This window comes from Verrucosispora sp. CNZ293, from assembly GCF_002754655.1.
The window spans coordinates 3,313,145-3,331,589 of record NZ_PEFR01000001.1 but is presented as its reverse complement, the minus strand read 5'-3'; the positions used below and the strand labels follow the sequence as shown (position 1 = coordinate 3,331,589).

Annotated in this window: 19 protein-coding genes and 1 pseudogene; 12 read left to right on the top strand and 8 right to left on the bottom strand. The window is 72.7% G+C overall.

The genetic code is table 11. The features are described from left to right. Positions 1-33 precede the first annotated feature (33 nt). Together map and CLT74_RS15055 are read left to right on the top strand one after the other, a co-directional pair. Positions 34-891, top strand: a complete 858-nt coding sequence (gene map, locus CLT74_RS15060; RefSeq protein ID WP_099847110.1) for a type I methionyl aminopeptidase — start codon at positions 34-36, stop codon at positions 889-891. After that, a complete protein-coding gene (locus CLT74_RS15055) occupies positions 888-1,604 on the top strand; it encodes a VIT1/CCC1 transporter family protein (RefSeq protein WP_099847109.1) in 717 nt (238 codons plus the stop codon). Before map ends, CLT74_RS15055 begins: the two co-directional genes overlap by 4 nt. A gap of 1 nt (position 1,605) precedes the next feature. On the opposite strand, the gene CLT74_RS15050 is transcribed toward CLT74_RS15055, so the two are convergent. The 7 genes from CLT74_RS15050 to CLT74_RS15020 all read right to left on the bottom strand — a co-directional run bounded on the left by CLT74_RS15050 (position 1,606) and on the right by CLT74_RS15020 (position 8,086). Then, positions 1,606-2,325: a nucleotidyltransferase domain-containing protein gene (locus CLT74_RS15050; protein ID WP_486582733.1), complete on the bottom strand. Its 720-nt coding sequence runs from the start codon at positions 2,323-2,325 to the stop codon at positions 1,606-1,608. 108 nt (positions 2,326-2,433) lie between these two features. Then, positions 2,434-2,910: a nitroreductase family deazaflavin-dependent oxidoreductase gene (locus CLT74_RS15045; RefSeq protein WP_099847108.1), complete on the bottom strand. Its 477-nt coding sequence runs from the start codon at positions 2,908-2,910 to the stop codon at positions 2,434-2,436. A gap of 28 nt (positions 2,911-2,938) precedes the next feature. Further along, positions 2,939-5,641, bottom strand: a complete 2,703-nt coding sequence (locus CLT74_RS15040; protein ID WP_099847107.1) for an ABC transporter permease — start codon at positions 5,639-5,641, stop codon at positions 2,939-2,941. Then, positions 5,638-6,456: an ABC transporter ATP-binding protein gene (locus CLT74_RS15035; protein WP_486582315.1), complete on the bottom strand. Its 819-nt coding sequence runs from the start codon at positions 6,454-6,456 to the stop codon at positions 5,638-5,640. Before CLT74_RS15035 ends, CLT74_RS15040 begins: the two co-directional genes overlap by 4 nt. After that, entirely contained in the window at positions 6,453-7,034 is a 582-nt protein-coding gene (locus CLT74_RS15030) for a PadR family transcriptional regulator (protein ID WP_099847106.1), read from the bottom strand. The genes CLT74_RS15035 and CLT74_RS15030 overlap by 4 nt, the downstream gene beginning before the upstream one ends. An 85-nt stretch (positions 7,035-7,119) precedes the next feature. Next, on the bottom strand, positions 7,120-7,551 hold the full coding sequence (locus CLT74_RS15025; RefSeq protein ID WP_099847105.1) for a ferritin-like domain-containing protein: 432 nt from the start codon (positions 7,549-7,551) through the stop codon (positions 7,120-7,122). A gap of 31 nt (positions 7,552-7,582) precedes the next feature. After that, positions 7,583-8,086, bottom strand: a complete 504-nt coding sequence (locus CLT74_RS15020; RefSeq protein WP_199172387.1) for a hypothetical protein — start codon at positions 8,084-8,086, stop codon at positions 7,583-7,585. Positions 8,087-8,254: 168 nt separating this feature from the next. On the opposite strand from CLT74_RS15020, the gene rimP reads away from it, so the two are divergent. The 10 genes and pseudogenes from rimP (at position 8,255) to CLT74_RS14970 (ending at position 18,076) form a co-directional block, all read left to right on the top strand. Beyond that, positions 8,255-8,896 (top strand): ribosome maturation factor RimP, encoded by a 642-nt coding sequence (rimP, locus tag CLT74_RS15015; protein WP_099847104.1) that lies wholly within the window; start codon positions 8,255-8,257, stop codon positions 8,894-8,896. Further along, the gene (gene nusA, locus CLT74_RS15010; protein ID WP_099847103.1) at positions 8,893-9,936 is read left to right on the top strand and encodes a transcription termination factor NusA; all 1,044 of its coding nucleotides are present in this window, start codon (positions 8,893-8,895) and stop codon (positions 9,934-9,936) included. The genes rimP and nusA overlap by 4 nt, the downstream gene beginning before the upstream one ends. A gap of 16 nt (positions 9,937-9,952) precedes the next feature. Then, positions 9,953-10,283, top strand: a pseudogene (locus CLT74_RS15005) (YlxR family protein). 93 nt (positions 10,284-10,376) lie between these two features. Beyond that, positions 10,377-13,364, top strand: a complete 2,988-nt coding sequence (gene infB, locus CLT74_RS15000) for a translation initiation factor IF-2 (protein WP_099847102.1) — start codon at positions 10,377-10,379, stop codon at positions 13,362-13,364. Between the two features lie 91 nt (positions 13,365-13,455). Next, on the top strand, positions 13,456-13,749 hold the full coding sequence (locus tag CLT74_RS14995; RefSeq protein ID WP_099847101.1) for a DUF503 domain-containing protein: 294 nt from the start codon (positions 13,456-13,458) through the stop codon (positions 13,747-13,749). Between the two features lie 133 nt (positions 13,750-13,882). After that, positions 13,883-14,383, top strand: coding sequence for a 30S ribosome-binding factor RbfA (gene rbfA, locus CLT74_RS14990; protein WP_099852038.1), 501 nt, complete (start codon positions 13,883-13,885; stop codon positions 14,381-14,383). Positions 14,384-14,427: 44 nt separating this feature from the next. Beyond that, a complete protein-coding gene (locus CLT74_RS14985) occupies positions 14,428-15,537 on the top strand; it encodes a DHH family phosphoesterase (RefSeq protein ID WP_099852036.1) in 1,110 nt (369 codons plus the stop codon). Between the two features lie 63 nt (positions 15,538-15,600). Continuing rightward, entirely contained in the window at positions 15,601-16,008 is a 408-nt protein-coding gene (locus tag CLT74_RS14980) for a hypothetical protein (RefSeq protein ID WP_099852033.1), read from the top strand. Beyond that, complete coding sequence (locus tag CLT74_RS14975; RefSeq protein WP_199172386.1) at positions 16,008-16,217, top strand: DUF6186 family protein; 210 nt, start codon at positions 16,008-16,010, stop codon at positions 16,215-16,217. The genes CLT74_RS14980 and CLT74_RS14975 overlap by 1 nt, the downstream gene beginning before the upstream one ends. A 527-nt stretch (positions 16,218-16,744) precedes the next feature. Continuing rightward, positions 16,745-18,076 (top strand): MATE family efflux transporter, encoded by a 1,332-nt coding sequence (locus tag CLT74_RS14970; protein ID WP_099847099.1) that lies wholly within the window; start codon positions 16,745-16,747, stop codon positions 18,074-18,076. Here the strand turns inward: CLT74_RS14970 and CLT74_RS14965 are convergent, their stop codons facing one another. Further along, the gene (locus CLT74_RS14965; protein WP_099847098.1) at positions 18,077-18,397 is read right to left on the bottom strand and encodes a hypothetical protein; all 321 of its coding nucleotides are present in this window, start codon (positions 18,395-18,397) and stop codon (positions 18,077-18,079) included. Positions 18,398-18,445 lie beyond the last annotated feature (48 nt).

Genomic DNA, 18,445 nt, shown 5'->3' with positions numbered 1-18,445 from the left:
GGGTCACTACGGGGGCGGCGATAGGCTTGCGTCATGACCGTCCGTGCGCCGCTGACCCCCGGCACGCTATCCCCGTGGCGGCCGGTACCCGCCCACATCGCCCGACCGGAGTACGTCGGCAAGAAGGCCCCCCGACCCTGGCAGGGGTCGCACGTCCAGCCGCCGGAGACCATCGAGAAGATGCGGCTGGCGGGCCGGATCGCCGCCCAGGCGGTGCAGTTGGCGGGGGAGCACTGCAAACCCGGCGTGACCACTGACGAGATCGACCAGGTGGTGCACGACTTCCTCGTCGACAACGGCGCATACCCGTCGACGCTGGGTTACCGGGGCTTTCCGAAGTCCTGCTGCACCAGCCTCAACGAGGTGATCTGCCACGGCATCCCCGACTCGACCACGCTCGTCGACGGCGACATCATCAACGTCGACGTCACCGCGTACATCGGTGGGGTGCACGGCGACACGGACGCGACGTTCTGCGTCGGCGAGGTCAGTGAGGAGAACCGACTGCTCGTCGAGCGGACCCACGAGGCGATGATGCGGGGGATCCGGGCGGTCGCTCCGGGTCGGCAGATCAACGTGATCGGCCGGGTCATCGAGTCGTACGCGAAGCGTTTCGGCTACGGTGTCGTCCGCGACTTCACCGGGCACGGCATCGGCGAGGCATTCCACAGCGGGCTCTACGTACCGCACTACGACAGTCCGCGCCCCACCGACGTGATGGAGCCGGGAATGACCTTCACCATCGAGCCGATGATCACGCTCGGCACCTACCAGTACGACCTCTGGGACGACGGCTGGACGGTGGTCACCAAGGACCGGAAGTGGACCGCCCAGTTCGAGCACACAGTGCTGGTGACCGAGGACGGGCACGAGATCCTGACGCTGCCGTGACCGAGACCCCGGCGGCGCTGCGCGAGCACCACCACGCCGACGTGTCCGGCGGCTGGCTGCGCCCGGCCGTGTTCGGCGCGATGGACGGCCTGGTCACCAACATCGCCCTGATCGCCGGGGTGGGTGGCGGTGGCGTCTCGCCCCACACCATCGTGCTCACCGGCACCGCCGGCCTGGTCGCCGGCGCGATCTCCATGGCGCTCGGTGAGTACACGAGCGTGCGGTCCGCCAACGAGCAGATCGCCGCCGAGGTGGCCAAGGAACGACGGGAACTGGAGCGTCACCCGGAGGCCGAGGCCCGGGAACTCGCCGACATGTGGGTCGCGCGGGGGCTGCCGGAGGACCTCGCCATCCAGGTCGCCGAGGCGGTACGCAGCCAACCGGAGCAGGCGCTGCGGATGCACGTACAGGAGGAGTTGGGCGTCAACCCGGACGAACAACCCGATCCGTGGAAGGCGGCGCTCTCGTCGTTCCTCTGCTTCTCCGTCGGGGCGTTGGTGCCGCTGCTGCCGTACCTGTTCGGGGCGACCAGCCTGGTCCTGGCCCTGGTGATCGGCGGGCTCGGGCTCTTCGTCGCCGGTGCCGTCGTCTCCCGGTTCACCAACCGTCGGTGGTGGTCGGGCGGGTTGCGTCAACTGCTGCTCGGCGCCGCCGCCGCGGTGGCGACATACCTGATCGGCACACTCATCGGGGTGCAGGGCGGCCTCGGCTGAGTCAGCCGTCGAGCAGGTCGTCGATGGTGCCGTCGACGGGGCGGCCCCGGGCGGTGAGTTCCGCCGACTGGCGGGCCAGCACGGCACCCACCTCGGTCATGTCCGCGCCGGCCAGCCCGGTCCGCCGCACCGCGTCACCCGGATCCCGGAAGTAGGTACGGCTGAGCAGCCCGCTGACCGTGGCCGCGCAGAGCCGGGCCTCGCCGAGCATCAGCAGAGCCTGGTCCGTCTCGTACCACTCGGCCAGTCGGGCGGCCCGGGCATGTGCGGCGCTGCCCCGGTACCACGCCCTGCGGGCGGCCGAGGTGAACTCGGCCGGGCGGGCCCGGGCCAGCCGGCCGAGGTGCTCGTCGCGCAGCGTGGCCAGCCATCCGGTCGGGTCGTGCAGCGCCCGCGTGGTCACGTACCGGTCGGCGGTCAGTGGCCACCGGCTGGTCAGCTGCCGGGCCTGACGCAGCCGCTCCTCGGCGGCGAACACTGTCAGGTCGACGAGCACGCCGTCCACCCGGCGGGTCGCCGGCGGCGGTCCGGTGCCCGGCCGGTAGGTGGCCACCAGCAGCCCCACCTCGCCGTCGCCACCGCCGTCATCGTCGCCGTGGGCCAACGGACCGTGGACCGCGACCGCGAGCACGTCGGCCGGGAAGCGCCGCCGGATGGCTACGGCGACCCGCTCGGCCACGCTCCACCGGGGATCGTCCCGGTGTTCCTGAACACCGTCCACGTCGACCACCCCGCGATCGCGCACCCACACCGTCGCCGACAGCGACGTCCCGGTCACCGCACACCCTAAGCCCTGCGACGGCCCGCGACGGTCAGGCGTGATGTCAGATCATGTTCGTGGTTCGTCGGGCACCAGGCGGAAGATCCGGATCTCCCGGCCGCCGGCTCGTTCCACGTACGTCTCGTAGGCCGGCCACTCGTCGACCAGGAGCCGCCACAGTCGGTCGCGCTCGGCACCGGTGGCCACCTCGGCGCGAACCGGGATCCGGCGTCCCTTGACGTCCACCTCGGCTCTCGGTTCGGCGAGCAGGTTCAGCGACCACGCCGGCTGGTGGGCCTGGCCCCAGTTCGATCCGACCACCACGTAACAGTCCCCGTCGGGCACGTAGAGCAGCGGGTTGCTGCGCGGTAGACCGGACCTGCGGCCGGTTGTGGTGATCACCAGGGACGGTACGAGCCCGAGGGCGACCACCCGACCCCGGGTCAGTCGGCCGACGGCCCGGTCGACAGGTACCAGCAGCCGGATGGTGGCGCCGAACCAGCGGTGCCGACCGACCCGGCGGGTGAGGCTTCCCAGAACGGACATCCGCACAGTCTGGGGTGCCGGGTGCCGGTCAGTCCAGGCGGCGTTCCACAGGTAGCCGGGAGCGGGTGAACAGCGCCGCGCCGAGCATCGCCACAAGTGGCACCGCGACCAGCACGCCGAGGGTGAGCCAGGGCATCACCAGCGGGTAGGGCGGTTCGATCGGCCAGCGGTCGGCGTAGCGCTGGTTGGTGAAGGTCAGCACGATCAGGGCCGAGGCGAGGCCGGCGACGATGCCCAGCGTGGAGCCGAGCACCGCGATCAGACCAGCCTGGCAGAGCGACAGCAACCGGCGTACGCCCGGGCCGGCACCGACCGCGGCGAGGGTGGACAGGTCGGCCCGGCCCTCGGCGGCGGCCAGACCGGTGGCGATGCCGGCGGCGCCGACGGTGACCACCGCGGAGACCGCCGCCAGCAACAGCAGCAGTGGGCGGGTGTCGTCGTCGTAGTTCCGGTTCCGCTCCAGCGAGATTCCCACGGAGCGGAGTGCGGCGTCGAGTTCGTCCTGTCGCTGCTGGTCCGGTGGTTGCGGGACGTCGAGTGCCCAGCCGACCTGCCGGGTGACGAGCCCGAGGCGGTCGGCGGCGGCGGGGGAGAGCAGCAGCCAGTGCTCGCCGAGCCCGGTGTGCAGTGCGTGCCCGGGCACCGTGGCGGTGTCCGCCGGCCGTGTCTCATCGCCGTGGTCGACCCGGAGATCCAGCCGGTCGTCCCGCACGAGACGGGCGTCGGTGACCACGGCGCCACCGGACCGCAGCGTGGTGGTGGCGGCTGCGGCGTCGGCCGGTGCGACGCCGGTGAGCAGCCGCAGCGCGGTGCCGTCGTCCACGGCGACCCGAAGGTACGGGCCGTGCGGGGTGTCGTCGACGTGCTGGCAGCGGGGGTCGGCGCGGGCCTTCAACTGGTCGGCGGCACTGAGCGGCTCGTACGGCTGCCAGGGGCAGGCCCGCTCGGGCGGTATGGTCGCGGTGACCGTGCAGGTGTAGAAGTCGGGCGAGCACCCGGCGGACACCAGCGGGGCGATCGTGCCGGCGCCGAGCAGTTCCCGGGCCGGGCCGCTGATCTCGTCGAGGGAGGGCGGGCGGTCCGACATCGGATCCCCGCTGGTGGTCACCAGCACCGTGTGTTCCGGAAGCAGTGCCCGGTTCTGCTGGTCGCCGCGGGCCTCTTCGCTGGCCAGGAAGAGACCGAGGGCGACACTGCCGGCGACCGCCGCCATCACGGCGGAGATGGCCGGTGCGGCCGAGGCACGGTTGCGGCTGGCGTCGCGTACCGCGATCCGGGGTGCCAGCGGGAGGAACCGTCCGAGCCGGGCCAGCAGTCCCACGAGTGTCGGGGTGGCGAACACCAGCCCCAGTTCGCCCAGGACCAGTCCGGCGAGGATGACCGCCTGCGAGGTGACGACCGCACCGATCGCGGCCACCACGGTCCCGCCGGCGGCCAGCGCGATGCCGATGGTCAGCCACCGGCGGCGGTGCACCGGCGGGGTACGCCGTCCGGCGAGTCCGGCCACCACGTCCTGCCGGGCGGCCGTCCACGCCGGTGCCAGTGCGGCCAGCACCCCGGCCAGCACCGCGACCAGCGCGATCACGACAAGTGCCGCGGGCCAGACGCGGTAGCCGCCGAACCGCTGCTGGAAGATGAACTGTTCGACAAGGGGCCGGCCGGCGAAGGCGGCGGCCACGCCGAGCGTGATCCCGGTCACCGCACCGACCCCGCCCAGCACCACACCGTCGGCGAGCACCACCCGGCGCAGGTGGGCGGCGTCACCACCGGCCACCGCCACCAGGGCCAGTTCCCGCCGCCGACGGCGGACGCCGACGGCGAACGCCGGCCCGACCAGCAGCACCACCTCGAGCAGGCCGAGCCCGCCGACAAGTACGCCGGTGCTGACCTCCTCCAGTGTCATCCCGCTCTCCGGCGGGGCGAGGTGCTGGAGCCGAACCCCGGACGGGGCGGGCGTCCGGGCGGTGACCACGACGCCGTTGCGGTTGAGGTGCCGGAAGATGTCGTCGGTGATCGGGCCGGGCAGGTCGACCAGGAACACCTCGTCGGGGTGGGTCTGCGCAGGCGCCCCGGCGGGATGCAGGACGACCATCGGGGTCAGCTGTTCGGGTAGTTCGGCGACGCCGACGACAATCCAGGTGCGGGAGCCGTCCCCGGCGGCGACCCGGTCCCCGAGGTCGACACCGAGGCTGCGTCGGGCGGCCAGGTTCACCGCGATCTCGTCGGCGGCGCCCGGCGCCCGGCCCCGGTGGATCCGGGCGAAGCCGTGCCCGAGGGGGTCGGTCAGGTCGATCGCGGTCGCGGCGACGTCGTCGCGGATCCGGTCGTCCTGCCAGGCGCTGAACGGCACCCAGCGACGTACCGGCAGCACCCGGCTGCCCTCGGGGAGCAGCGTGGCGACGTACTCCGCGGTGACCGGCGCCGTGAGCGGCTGGTCCTCACTCCCGGAGGTCCAGCCGCTGCCGTCGGCGCTCTGCTCCACCGGCGCACGGCCCACCACCTGTAGTTCCGCGTCGGCGCTGCCCAGCCGGCGGTCCATCCGTTCGGTCGGGGTCAGCCGGGCCATGTCCACGCTCACCGCGATGAAGCTCAACGCCAGCACCGGCAGGATGATCATCGCCAGCACCAGGGTGGTACGGCCACGGGCCCGCCTCGCCTCACGCCGGGCGATACGCACCGCGGCCCGCCACGAGCCGAGCAACTCGGCCAGCCGGGGTGCCCGCCCGCTCACCGGCCGCTGCCGCTGAGCAGGGCCTCCACGCTGGCGAGCGGGGCGGTCGAGTCGACAGCCACACCGTCGCGCAGGAAGACGACCCGGTCCGCCCAGGCGGCGTGGCGCGCCTCGTGGGTCACCAGCACCCCGGCCGCCCCGGCGTCCACCCGGCGGCGCAGCAGCCGCAGCACCGCCTCTCCGGTCTGTGAGTCCAGCGCCCCGGTCGGCTCGTCGGCCAACACGAGCCGCCGCTGCCCGACAAGCGCCCGCGCGATGGCGACCCGCTGCTGCTGACCGCCGGAGAGTTGGTCGGGGAACCGGTCACCCAGCTCGGACAGACCCACCTCGGTCAACGCGTCGAGCGCCAGCCGACGAGCCGCGCGTACCCCGGAGCCGTCCAGTTCGAGGGGGAGGGAGACGTTCTCCGCCGCGGTGAGGCTGCCGATGAGGTTCAGGTTCTGGAAGATGTAGCCGATGCGGCGGCGGCGCAGCCGGGCCAGTCCGCGCCGATCCAGGGCGTGCAGCGGCTGCCCCTCGACGTGCACCTCACCGGCGGTCGGGCTGTCCAGCCCGCCGGCCAGGGTGAGCAGGGTGGACTTGCCGGAACCGGAGGGGCCCATCACGGCGACCAGTTCGCCGGGGCGTACGGCCAGGCTCACCCCGCGCAGGGCGTGTACCGCAGCCGGACCGCTGCCGTGCGTGCGATGTACGTCACGCAGATCCAGCACGGCGTCGCCGGGCGGGCCGGGGACCGCTGGGTCGGAGGTCGCCGCGGCATCGGACGCCGCTCGTGGATCGGGGGCGGCCGGCATCCGCCCGCCGGCGGTGGTCACCGTCGCGCCTCCTCACCACTGTGGCCCACCGCCTCGGAGAGGGGCGCTGGGCCGGCGACCGGGGGGCGGTGCCGTACCAGGCTGCTCTCGCAGTGGTCGAGCCAGCGCACCTCGGCCTCGGCCTGGAACACCATGGCGTCCAGCACCAGCCGCCACGGCAGATCCGCCGGGCTGTCGCTGGAGTACTTCAACCGGGTCAACTCCTGCAAGGTGCGCATGGTGGCGGTCCGTTGCGTCTGCACCACCGAGCGGACGTCCACGCCGGGGGTGGTCAACGCCAGCGCCAGTTTGATCGCCAGCTCGTCGCGGGGGCGGTCGGTACGGCTGATCGGGGTGGCGAACCACAGGGCCAGGTCCGCCCGCCCGGCGTCGGTGATCTCGTACGGACGCTGGCCGGCCTCGCTCTCCGGCAGCGACCTCACCAGGCCGTCCCGCTCCAGCCGGGACAGCGTGGTGTAGACCTGCCCGATGTTCAGCGGCCAGGTAGAGCCGGTCGACTCCTCGAAGGCGGCCCTGAGCTGGTAGCCGTACATCTGCCCGCGTTCGAGCAGGGCGAGCAGGCCGTGGCGGATGGACATGGACCGGAGTATGCATACCTGGTATGCCGACCGCAACCGGCGCGGGAGTGAGCTCGCCTACGCCCGGTGCGTCAGGCCGTTCGACTCACGCCGGGCGGCCCGGAAACGGCACTGTCAACGGGGCGATTCCGGCGCTGCGCCGCCAGCGGGTCGCCCGCACCGCGTACTCCACCAGGGCGGCCAGGGCGCGATCCCGGTCGGCGCCGGTGCTGACCGGCAGCGCCGCGCGCCAGAAGGCCGCCGTGCGTTCCTCCACCTGCACGGCGAGGCGCAGCGCGCTGGCCCGGTCGGTCACCGGGAAGGGCAGCGCATATCCGGCCCGGTCCGGCGGGACGGTGCCACCGGCGGTGCTCAACTGCATCACCAGGGCGTCCCGGCGGGCCCGGTGGGCGGCTTCCGCAGCCACCGCCGCCTTGCGTTCGGCGTCGCTGAGTCGTACCCCGATGGGGCCGTACGCCCAGATCGCCGCGTACTCGGCGGTGAGGGCGCCGGCGAGCGCCTCGAACGTCTCGCTCATGACGCCACTCCGCTTCGCTCGCCCCGCTCGCTCATCGCAGCGCCTCCAGGTGGGTGGCGCGTGCGGCGGCGACCGAGCCGAGCAGGGCGGCGCGCTCGGCGGGGGCGTCGGCGCAGGCCCGGATCGCCGACTCGCGGCCGGCGCGTTCGGACTTCCGCAGGGCGGCCAGCGCGGCGGAAGGATCGACAGGCAGCGGACCGGACGGGGAGGCCGCAGGCGTGGCGGAGGCGATCGTGACACCTGTCAGCCGGGCCAGTTCCGCGGCGTGTGCCTCGTGTGACTCGGCAAGCGGGAGCAGTCGGGTGGCCAGGTCGGGGTGGACTGTCGCGGCGGCCCGCAGACCCGCGGCCAGCCGCAGCGACTCCTCCAGCAGTGGTGCCAGCGGATCGGGCTGCGGCGGCTGTTCGTCGCGGTCGAGCAGGCCGCAGCCGGTAAGCGGTGCGGTGGCCCCGCCGAGGGCCAGTAGCGCACCGGCCCGCAGTACCGCCCGTCGGGAAAGCTCGGACGATTCGTCCTGCCGAGTCGTTATGCCCATCGCCACCGGACAAGTCAACACCATCGCCGTGACCCGCGTCCGGCGGTGGCGTCGGTGCGCCGCCCGGGCCGTCGTCCCGGCGGCGCGTTACGCTCTGCGCAGCCACCGGCGCGTCCGCACCGGTGGCGTGCCGGCATGGCGTCGGCGAGCAGCGGAAGGGTTCTTTGGATGACGCAGCGTGGCCGTGCCACCAGGACGACGGGGCGACCCCGCGGTGGCCAGGCTGCACGCGCGGGTCAGCCCTCCCGCGGTGACCTCGCCACCCGCCGCGAACGGTTGCGCTCGGTGATCGCGCCGGTGGTCCAGGACGCCGGCTACGACCTGGAGGATCTCACCGTCTCCCGAGCCGGCCGCCGGCACGTGGTGCGGGTGATCGTCGACGCCGATGGCGGCATCAACCTGGACGCGGTGGCCGACGTGTCGCGCGCCGTCTCCGCCGCCCTCGACGCGGCGGAGGAGAGCGGCGGCGACATCGTCGCCGGGGAATACCAGCTCGAGGTCAGTTCGCCGGGTGTGGACCGCCCGCTGACGCTGCCCCGACACTGGCGCCGCAACGTGGGGCGACTGGTCCGGGTGACCGTGCGCGGCGCTGCGCCCGACGGGCAGCCGGGGGGCGACCGGCAGCTCACCGGCCGGGTGGTCGACGCCGACGCCGAGCGGGTGGTGCTGGAGACCGACGCGGACCGCGCGGAGTTGGCCTACGCCGATCTCGGGCCGGGCCGGGTGCAGGTCGAGTTCACCCGCCTCGATGAGTTGGCCGAATCAGAAGACGTCGACGACGATGACGATGTGGAGGACGAGGAGAGGTGAACATCGACCTCGCGGCGCTGCGCGCACTGGAGCGCGAGCGGGAGATCCCGTTCGACACGATCCTCGCGGCGATCGAGACCGCGCTACTGACCGCGTACCGGCACACCGAGGGCGCCGAATCGCACGCCCGGGTGGAGATCGACAGGAAGACCGGCGCGGCACTTGTCTACGCCCAGGAGCTGAACACCGAGGGCACCGTGGAGCGGGAGTGGGACGACACCCCGCACGACTTCGGCCGGATCGCGGCCATGACCGCCAAGCAGGTGATCCTCCAGCGGCTGCGGGAGGCCACCGACGAGGTGCACTTCGGTGAGTACGTCGGCCGCGACGGTGACCTGGTCACCGGGGTGGTGCAGGCGCACGAGGCGCGGGCCGAGAAGGGCATCGTCACCGTCGACCTGGGCAAGCTGGAGGGGGTGCTGCCGCAGTCGGAGCAGGTGCCCGGCGAGCGGTACACCCACGGCGAGCGGATCCGGTGCGTGGTGGTGCACGTGGCCAAGGGAATGCGTGGCCCGCAGATCACGTTGTCCCGCACGCACCCGAACCTGGTGAAGAAGCTCTTCGCCCTGGAGGTGCCGGAGATCGCCGACGGCACTGTCGAGATCGGCGCGATCGCCCGTGAGGCGGGTCACCGTACGAAGATCGCCGTGCGCTCCACCGCCGCCGGAGTCAACGCAAAGGGTGCCTGCATCGGCCCGATGGGCCAGCGGGTCCGCGCGGTGATGAGCGAGCTGCACGGCGAGAAGATCGACATCATCGACTGGTCGGACGACCCGGCGACCTTCGTCGGTAACGCGCTCTCCCCGGCCAAGGCGCTGCGTGTCGAGGTGGTCGACCTGGCCAACCGGGCCGCGCGGGTTACGGTTCCGGATTTCCAACTGTCGCTCGCGATCGGGCGGGAGGGGCAGAATGCCCGGCTTGCTGCCCGACTGACCGGTTGGCGGATCGACATCCGCTCCGATGCCGAGCAGACCGACTCCCCTGGGCGGTCCGGCGCTGATCACGTCCGGGAACCGGGCGGAGCGGTGTCGGGTAGCTAGGGGTAGACTTCCACCAGTGGCACGACGCGCGCTGCCGGAGCGCACCTGTGTGGGTTGCCGACGGCGCGCACCGGCCAGTGAATTACTGCGGATCGTCGCGATTGGCGACGAGGCTGGTTTCAGCCTCCGACCCGATCCGGCCCGCAGGCTGCCGGGTCGGGGAGCGAACATGCACCCGGATCCGGCCTGCTTCGCGCAGGCAGTGCGGCGTCGTGCCTTCGGGCGCGCGCTGCGCCTCGCCGGGGTCCCGGATGACGGGTCCCTCGCGGAGTACCTGACGCGTCAACCACCACGTCCGGTCACCCGGCCGGACGAGGGCCGCTAGCAAGGTAGGACGACCGACATGAGCACACGATGAAGTCCCAGAAATGATCAGGCTTCAAGTGCACGAGTGAGGTCGCTGCGGGTGCTGCCCGCACGACCTCGGAGTGAGGAGTGCAGTGGCAGGTAAGGCCCGCGTACACGAGCTTGCAAAAGAGCTCGGGGTCGAAAGCAAGACCGTACTCGCCAAGCTCAAGGAGATGGGCGAGTTCGTCAAGTCCGCGTCGAGCACTGTCGAGGCGCCTGTCGCCCGACGGCTGCGCAGCGCGTTCGTCGCCTCGGGTGGCCCTGGTGCCCCGTCGGCCGCGCCGTCGGCCGCACCGGCTCCGACGGCGGCACCGACCCCGTCGCCGACCTCCGGCGAGCCTCGGGTCACCGCCAAGCCGACGCCACCACGGCGTCCGGCGGTGCCCGGGCCGAAGCCGAAGGGCCCGGTGCCCGGTCCGCCGCCACCGGCGGCCCCGGTCGCCAAGCCGGCGAGCGCTCACGACATCGAGGTGGCCGCCGCGGAGGCGCGTGCCGCCGCGCTGAAGGCTGAGCAGGAGGCCGCGGTCAAGGCCGCACAGGCCGCCCGCCAGCAGCAGCGGGAGAACGTCCGCCGGGAGCCCCCGGCCGACGGTGGTGCCCGTCCGGGTCCTCGGCCCGGTCCCGGCGCCATGCCGCCCCGCCCGGGTTCCCCGGCCGCGGGTCGTCCCGGTGCGACAAATCCGGGTCCGGGTGGCCGGCAGGGTCGCCCGCCGGCGCGCGGCGCCGGTAACAACCCCTTCGGTATCCAGGGCAGCCAGCAGCAGCGTCCGCCGGCCGCCGGTGCCGGTGGTTCCCGCCCCAGCCCGGCCTCGATGCCGCCGCGGCCCAGCCCGGCCTCGATGCCGCCGCGGCCGAGTCCGGCTTCGATGCCGAGCCAGCGGCCAGGTCGTCCGGGTGGTCCGGGCGCCGGCCGTCCCGGTGGGGGCGCCGGTCGTCCGGGTGGCGGCGGCGGTGGCGGTGGCTACCGTGGCGGCCCCGGTGGCGGTGGCGGTGGCGGTGGCTACCGTGGCGGCCCCGGCGGTGGTGCCGGCGGCGGTGGCGGTGGCTACCGTGGCGGTCCCGGCGGTGGCGCCGGTGGCGGTGGATTCCGCCCGGGTGCGCCGGCCGGTGGCGGCGGTCGCCCAGGTGGTGGCGGCCGTGGTCGGGGCGGTGGAGCCGCGGGTGCCTTCGGGCGTCCGGGTGGCAAGCCCACCCGTGGCCGCAAGTCCAAGAAGCAGCGCAGACAGGAGTTCGACAACCTGTCGGCTCCGACCATGAGCTCGGGTGCTCCCCGGGGTCAGGGGCAGGTGGTCCGGCTCTCCCGGGGCGCCTCGCTGTCGGACTTCGCCGACAAGATCAACGCCAACCCCGGCTCGCTGGTCCAGGAGATGTTCAACCTGGGCGAAATGGTCACGGCGACCCAGTCGTGCTCCGACGACACGCTGCTGCTGCTGGGTGAGCACCTCGGCTTCAACGTGCAGATCGTCAGCCCGGAGGACGAGGATCGCGAGCTGCTCGCGCAGTTCAACATCGACCTCGACGCCGAGGTCGCGGAGGACCGCCTGGTCAGCCGGGCTCCGGTGGTGACCGTCATGGGTCACGTCGACCACGGTAAGACCAAGCTGCTCGACGCGATCCGTAAGGCGAACGTCGTCGCCGGTGAGGCCGGAGGCATCACCCAGCACATCGGTGCCTACCAGGTCCACGTGCCGCACGAGGGCGAGGACCGCGCGGTGACGTTCATCGACACCCCGGGTCACGAGGCGTTCACCGCCATGCGTGCCCGTGGTGCCCAGGTGACGGACATCGTGATCCTGGTGGTCGCGGCGGACGACGGTGTCATGCCGCAGACCATCGAGGCGTTGAACCACGCCAAGGCGGCCGAGGTGCCGATCGTGGTGGCGGTCAACAAGGTCGACAAGCCGGAGGCGAACCCGGACAAGGTCCGCCAGCAGCTGACCGAGTACGGCCTGGTCGCCGAGGAGTACGGCGGCGAGACCATGTTCGTCAACGTGGCCGCGAAGCCCGGCATCGGCATCGAGGATCTGCTCGAAGCGGTGCTGCTCACCGCCGACGCGTCGCTGGAGCTGACCGCTCCGATCGACGGGCCGGCGCAGGGTGTGGCCATCGAGGCGCACCTGGACAAGGGCCGTGGTGCGGTGGCGACGGTGCTGGTGCAGAAGGGCACCCTGCGGGCGGGCGACTCGATCGTCGCCGGTGGGGCGCACGGCCGGGTCCGGGCGATGCTCGACGAGAACGGCAACCAGGTCACCGAGGCGGGTCCGGCGCGTCCGGTCATGGTCCTCGGCCTGACCGCGGTGCCGGGAGCGGGCGACACCTTCCTCGCCGCGGCGGACGACCGCACGGTGCGGCAGATCGCCGAGCAGCGGCAGGCGCGGCGGCGGGCGGCGGCATTCGCCAACTCCCGTGGTCGGGCCACTCTTGAGACGCTCATGGAGCAGCTCAAGGAGGGCGAGAAGACGTCGCTCAACCTCATCCTCAAGGGTGACGTCTCCGGTTCGGTGGAGGCCCTGGAGGACGCGCTGTTCAACCTCGACATCCCCGAGGAGGTCCAGCTCAAGGTCCTCGACCGGGGTGTCGGCGCGATCACCGAGAGCAACGTCATGCTGGCGAGCGCATCGTCCGAGCCGGTCACGATCATCGGCTTCAACGTGCGGGCCTCCAACAAGGTCCGCGAGATGGCCGACCGCGAGGGCGTGGAGATCCGGTACTACACCGTCATCTACCAGGCCATCGAGGAGATCGAGGCGGCGCTCAAGGGCCTGCTCAAGCCGGAGTACGAGGAGGTCGAGCTCGGCTCCGCGGAGATCCGCGACGTGTTCCGCTCGTCCAAGATCGGCAACATCTCCGGGTGCATCGTCCGGTCGGGTGTCATCCGACGGAACGCGAAGGCGCGCCTGCTGCGCGACGGCACGGTCGTGGCGGACAACCTCACGATCAGCTCGCTCAAGCGGTTCAAGGACGACGCGACGGAGGTCCGCGAGGGCTTCGAGTGTGGTCTGACCCTGGGTGGTTACAACAACGTCCAGGTCGGCGACATCATCGAGACCTTCGAGATGCGGGAGAAGGTTCGCGCCTGATCCGGCGGTGACGCACTGATCAAGGGGTTTACGCCGGTCGGCGTAAACCCCTTGATCATGTGGGGTGGGGTGCGGGTAGTGTCCCCAGACGATGTACACCGCAACCGCAGTATTCGACCTGCTGCTGCCGGGGGACTCCCGGTCGCTGAAGGCCAAGAGGTCGTACGTACGGCCGATCGTGGCGGCACTTCGCCGGTTCGACGTGTCGGCCGCCGAGGTGGGGGCGCTCGACCTGCACGGGCGAGCGGAGATAGGAGTGGCGGTGGTGGCCGCCGAGGCGGCACACGCCGGCGAGGTGCTCGACTCGTGCGAGCGGTTGGTCGCGAGCCGTCCGGAGATCGAACTGCTGTCGGTGCGCCGCCGGTTGCACGGCGACGACGACTGAGCCGTTGGCCGCCGCCCCGCACGCCGGGGCGGACGGCGCGGGTAGGGTTCGAGTGTTGGGGTCCGGTCCGGGCTCCGGTGACGTGGGCGTCACCGGTCCCGGCCGGTAGCGGGACGCCGTGGAGGTGGCGGAGATGACGGATGCGGCCAAGGTACGCCGGCACGCGGAGCGGGTGCGCGAACTGGTCGCGTCGGTGGTGCGGAGTCAGATCAAGGACCCTCGACTCGGCATGATCACCATCACCGACGCCCGGATCACGGCCGACCTGCGCGATGCCACTGTCTTCTACACAGTGCTCGGCGACGCGGCGGCCCAGGCGGGCACCGCAGCCGCGCTGGACAGCGCCAAGGGCATGCTGCGCAGCACGGTCGGCAAAGCCCTCGGGTTGCGGCACTCGCCGACGCTGACCTTCGTCCTGGACGACGTCCAGGATCAGGTCAAGCGCATCGACGACCTGCTCGCCGCCGCCCGCAACGCCGACGCCGAGGTGCAGCGCCTCGCCGCTCGGGCCGAGTACGCAGGTGAGCCGCAGCCGTACCGGCTGGACGAGGACGAGGACGACGAGGGCGAGACCGCCGAGGCGGGCACCGACGAGGGCGAGACCGACGAGGCCAGGGGCGGGGAACGGCGGTGACCGCTCCCTCCGGTGGTGCCCTCACCGACTCGGACCCGGCCGTCCTGCGGCAGTCCGGCCCCGGCCGGTCCGGTCGGGCGGGTGCCGCCGGACCGGCGGTCCAGGCTGCTGGCGGGTCGGTCTCCGCCGGCCCCACCGAGGCCGACTGGGACGCCGCGGTGGCAGCGGTACGCCAGCTACCAGCCGACGGCCGGGTGCTGCTGATCTGTCACGTCAATCCGGACGGCGACGCGCTGGGCAGCATGCTCGGCTTCGCGCTCGGGTTGCGGCGGCTCGGCCTGCGCCGGTTGCAGGCCACCTTCCCCGGCCCGCTCGAGGTGCCCGAGCCGTTGAGCGGCCTGCCCGGTCTGGAACTGCTGGTGCCGGAGTCGGCGGCGGAGGCCGAGCCGGACCTGGTCATCTGCTTCGACGCGGCGAGCGAGTCGCGGCTCGGTGAGCTGGCCGACCGGCTGGCCGGAAAGGGCACCGCGCTGGTGCTCGACCACCACGCCTCGAACAGCGGTTTCGGCGACGTGAACCTGGTCGACCCGGACGCGGCGGCGACGTCGGTGGTCGCGGAGGAACTGCTGGCCCGGCTCGGCGTACCGCTGGACGCCGGTATCGCCGAGTGCCTGTACGTGGCGTTGAGCACCGACACCGGCTCGTTCCGGTTCGACGCGACCACGCCGGCCGTGCACGAGATGGCTGCCCGCCTGCTGGCCACCGGCATCCGGCCGGGGGAGATCTCCCGGCAGGTGTTCGACAGTCGGCCCTTCGGTGCGGTGCGGCTCTTCGGTGAGGTGCTCGGGCGGGCCCGGCTGGAGCCTGCGGAGGCCGGCGGACAGGGCCTGGTGTGGACCTATGCGACCCTGGACGACCTGGCCCGGCACGAGCAGCGGCCGTACGTGCTCGAGGCACTCATCGATCCGGTGCGCTGCACCGCCGAGGCCGACGTGAGCTGTGTGGTCAAGCAGACCGCGCCGGGCGTGTGGGCTGTCTCGCTGCGCAGCAAGGGTGGGACGGACGTGAGTCGGGTGGCGGTCGCGCTCGGTGGTGGTGGCCACCGGCTGGCCGCCGGGTTCACCGCCCGTGGCACCGTGGACGAGGTCATCGAGCGGATCCGGACCCAGTTGCGGGCGTACGCCCCGGAGAGCGGTGCCGACCAGCAGGGGTGATTTCAGGGTCAGCTCCGGGGCGTCGGCGTTTCGGCACCTGGACAGGACGGGGAGAATCGGATGATGGAGCAGCCCCACGATCTCACCGTCGACGCCCCGCGCACCTGGGAGCGGCCGGTGGTCTGCGTACCGGTGCTGGTCGCCCTCTCACTTGTCGGCGGCCGCTTCCCGTCCTTCTCGACCGAGGCGAACGTCTATGTGTTCGGGGCCGGCGGGATGCTGATCTGGCTCGGCCTGACCAAGCGGGTGCAGGTGCGGCCGGCACCCGAGCGATTGCGGTCCGGCGCGGTCTGGTGGGCGCTGCCGGTGGTGGTGTTCGGGATCTTCGAGGGCGCCACCTTCGTGGCGGCGGCCGGTGACGATTTCCCCACCTTCTCCCGGCTGGCCGACCCGCTGCTGGAGGACCGCCTGGTCCGTTCGGCGGCCTGGTTGGTGTGGCTGTCGGCGTTCTGGGGACTGGTGCGGCGATGATGCGGGCCCTGGCGATCGGCGGTTTCCTGGTCGGGCTGGCGTTGTTCGGGCTCGTCGAGTGGCTGGCCCGGCGGGAGGGCTCGAAGATCCCGACGCTCGGCGAACTCTGCGGTTACGTCATGCGGTACGAGGTGGGTCCGGTGCCGGTGGGCCGGATCGGGCTGTTCGGCTTCTGGTGGTGGATCGGCTGGCACTTCCTGGCGCGGTGACCGGAGCCAACCTGTCCAGATCGCGGGAACAGCGCGCACCATGTGGACCTGAACGATAACTTGGGAAACGGTCGGCGCCGCTTCGGCGCAGGTCAGGGGGCGGAGCCATACCCGGTGCCGCCTCGTTTCAGGGTCGACCGACCCGGGCCACCAGGCCGCCCACCCGCCGCCCCGGCGACCCCGGAACCGGCTTCGGGCGACAGTCGTAGCACCGCCCGTGACGCGCCGCCGCGCTCGGTGACGCGCGCCCTGGAAGGAAGCCACCATGGCCGCCAAGCCCAAGCCCGAAACCACCGACGAGGCCCGTGAGCAGGCCCGTCGCGCACTCCAGACCTCCATGGACACCCGGCAGTGACGGTGTCCGACCGGCGGTGACGCCGAGCCGCCGACGCGTACGGCGGCACCGCCGGTCCGGTCGTCCTTCCGGGTGGCCGGGGTGGACCGGCGCAGCCCTGAGGGAGCGCTCGCCGGGGTAAGTGGTCTACGACCTTGCTCCCCTTACGTCTCACGTGCCACCATCGGCGGCGATGAGCCAGTCCACAGCCGCCGCCGGGCGGGTCGCGTCGCCACGCCGGATCGCCGCGCTCGCCGTGCCCGCCCTGGTGGTGCTCGCCGCCGAACCTCTCTACGTGCTCGTCGACACCGCGGTCGTCGGCCATCTGGGCCGGGTGCCGCTGGCGGCGGTCGCCGTCGGCGGGACCGTGATGACCCTCACCGCCTGGATCGGGACCGTCGTCGCCTACGGCACGACCGGCCGCGCCGCCCGCCGGTTCGGTGCCGGTGACCGCGCTGCGGCAGTGGCCGAGGGTGTCCAGGCGTCCTGGTCGGCCCTTGGCGTGGGGCTGGCGGTCGTGGTCGGCATGCAGCTCGGCGGTGGCGCCCTGGCGGGGGCCCTGGCCGGCGGCGGTGAGGTGGGCGTCGCCGCAGCGGAGTGGCTGCGGATCGCCGCGTTCGGTGCCCCCGGGCTGCTGCTCGCCGCCGCCGGCAACGGCTGGCTACGGGGTGTGCAGGACACCCGCCGGCCGCTGCTCTTCGTCGTCGGCCCCAACCTGCTCTCCGCGGTGCTCTGCCCGGTGCTCGTCTACCCGGTCGGCATGGGGCTGAACGGCTCGGCGGTGGCGAACGTGATCGCGCAGACCCTCTCCGGTGCTCTCTTCGCCGCCGCCCTGGTGGCCGAGCGGGTGGCACTGCGCCCGCGCCCCCGGGTGATCGGCCAGCAACTGGTGCTCAGCCGGGACCTGCTGGTCCGGGGAGTTGCCTTCCAGGCCAGCTTCCTGTCCGCCACGGCGGTGGCCGCCCGGTTCGGTGCCGCCACGGTAGGTGCCCACCAGATCGCCGTACAGCTCTGGTTCTTCGCGGCGCTGGTGCTCGACGCGCTTGCCATCGCCGCGCAGGCGCTGGTCGGAGCGGCGCTCGGTGGCGGTGACGACGCGACAGCCCGGGCGCTGGCCCGACGGATCAGCCGGCTCGGGGCGATCTGCGGTACGGCGTTCGCCGTGCTCGCGGCGGCCGGCGCGGGTGTGGTGCCCACCTGGTTCAGCTCCGATCCGGCGGTACACGAGCAGGCGCTGGTGGCCTGGCCCTGGTTCGCCGCGATGCTGCCGTTGGCCGGCGTGGTGTTCGCCCTCGACGGCGTGCTGATCGGCGCGGGTGACATCCGCTACCTGCGCAACCTCACGGTGGCCGGTGCGCTCGGCGGCTTCCTGCCGGCGATCTGGTTGGCGTACGCCCTCGACCTGGGCCTCGGGGGGATCTGGGCCGGGCTGATGCTGTTCACCGTGATCCGCCTGGTCGGGCTGCTGCTGCGGCTGCGCAGCGGTGCCTGGGCGGTGACCGGCGCGGTCCGCGTCGCCGCCTGATCAGGCCTGGCTGTAGAGCGCGTAGACGAGAAGCACCAGCGCCAGGCTCACCACGAAGGAGACGAGCATGGCGACGACCTTCACGGTGTTCGGGTACCGGTCGCGGAGGCGCTGTCGTCCCTGCCAGGCCCACCAGCGCCGCCGGACCGTGCCGGCCCCGGGCAGAGCGGCCAGCCCCTCGGCGATCCGGACGCCGAGCGTGCGTCTCGGCGGCGGCGGATCCAGCATCCAGTCCGGCAGGACGGAGGGCTGGTCGGGCGTACGCAGGCGGACCGGATCGCCGGGCCGGCGCGTTCGATCTGCACCTCGGTCGGTGGTCATCTCGTGCTCCCCGTGGTCTGCTGGCGCGGCGCTCATCGTCGCCGATAC

What these genes read in the sequence shown, in the direction of transcription:
- map (WP_099847110.1), top strand. Translation starts at nt 34, where the DNA reads ATGACCGTCCGTGCGCCGCTGACCCCCGGCACGCTATCCCCGTGGCGG.
- CLT74_RS15045 (WP_099847108.1), bottom strand. Translation starts at nt 2,910, where the DNA reads ATGTCCGTTCTGGGAAGCCTCACCCGCCGGGTCGGTCGGCACCGCTGG.
- CLT74_RS15030 (WP_099847106.1), bottom strand. Translation starts at nt 7,034, where the DNA reads ATGTCCATCCGCCACGGCCTGCTCGCCCTGCTCGAACGCGGGCAGATG.
- CLT74_RS15025 (WP_099847105.1), bottom strand. Translation starts at nt 7,551, where the DNA reads ATGAGCGAGACGTTCGAGGCGCTCGCCGGCGCCCTCACCGCCGAGTAC.
- CLT74_RS15020 (WP_199172387.1), bottom strand. Translation starts at nt 8,086, where the DNA reads ATGGGCATAACGACTCGGCAGGACGAATCGTCCGAGCTTTCCCGACGG.
- rimP (WP_099847104.1), top strand. Translation starts at nt 8,255, where the DNA reads ATGACGCAGCGTGGCCGTGCCACCAGGACGACGGGGCGACCCCGCGGT.
- CLT74_RS14995 (WP_099847101.1), top strand. Translation starts at nt 13,456, where the DNA reads ATGTACACCGCAACCGCAGTATTCGACCTGCTGCTGCCGGGGGACTCC.
- rbfA (WP_099852038.1), top strand. Translation starts at nt 13,883, where the DNA reads ATGACGGATGCGGCCAAGGTACGCCGGCACGCGGAGCGGGTGCGCGAA.
- CLT74_RS14980 (WP_099852033.1), top strand. Translation starts at nt 15,601, where the DNA reads ATGGAGCAGCCCCACGATCTCACCGTCGACGCCCCGCGCACCTGGGAG.
- CLT74_RS14975 (WP_199172386.1), top strand. Translation starts at nt 16,008, where the DNA reads ATGCGGGCCCTGGCGATCGGCGGTTTCCTGGTCGGGCTGGCGTTGTTC.
- CLT74_RS14970 (WP_099847099.1), top strand. Translation starts at nt 16,745, where the DNA reads ATGAGCCAGTCCACAGCCGCCGCCGGGCGGGTCGCGTCGCCACGCCGG.
- CLT74_RS14965 (WP_099847098.1), bottom strand. Translation starts at nt 18,397, where the DNA reads ATGACCACCGACCGAGGTGCAGATCGAACGCGCCGGCCCGGCGATCCG.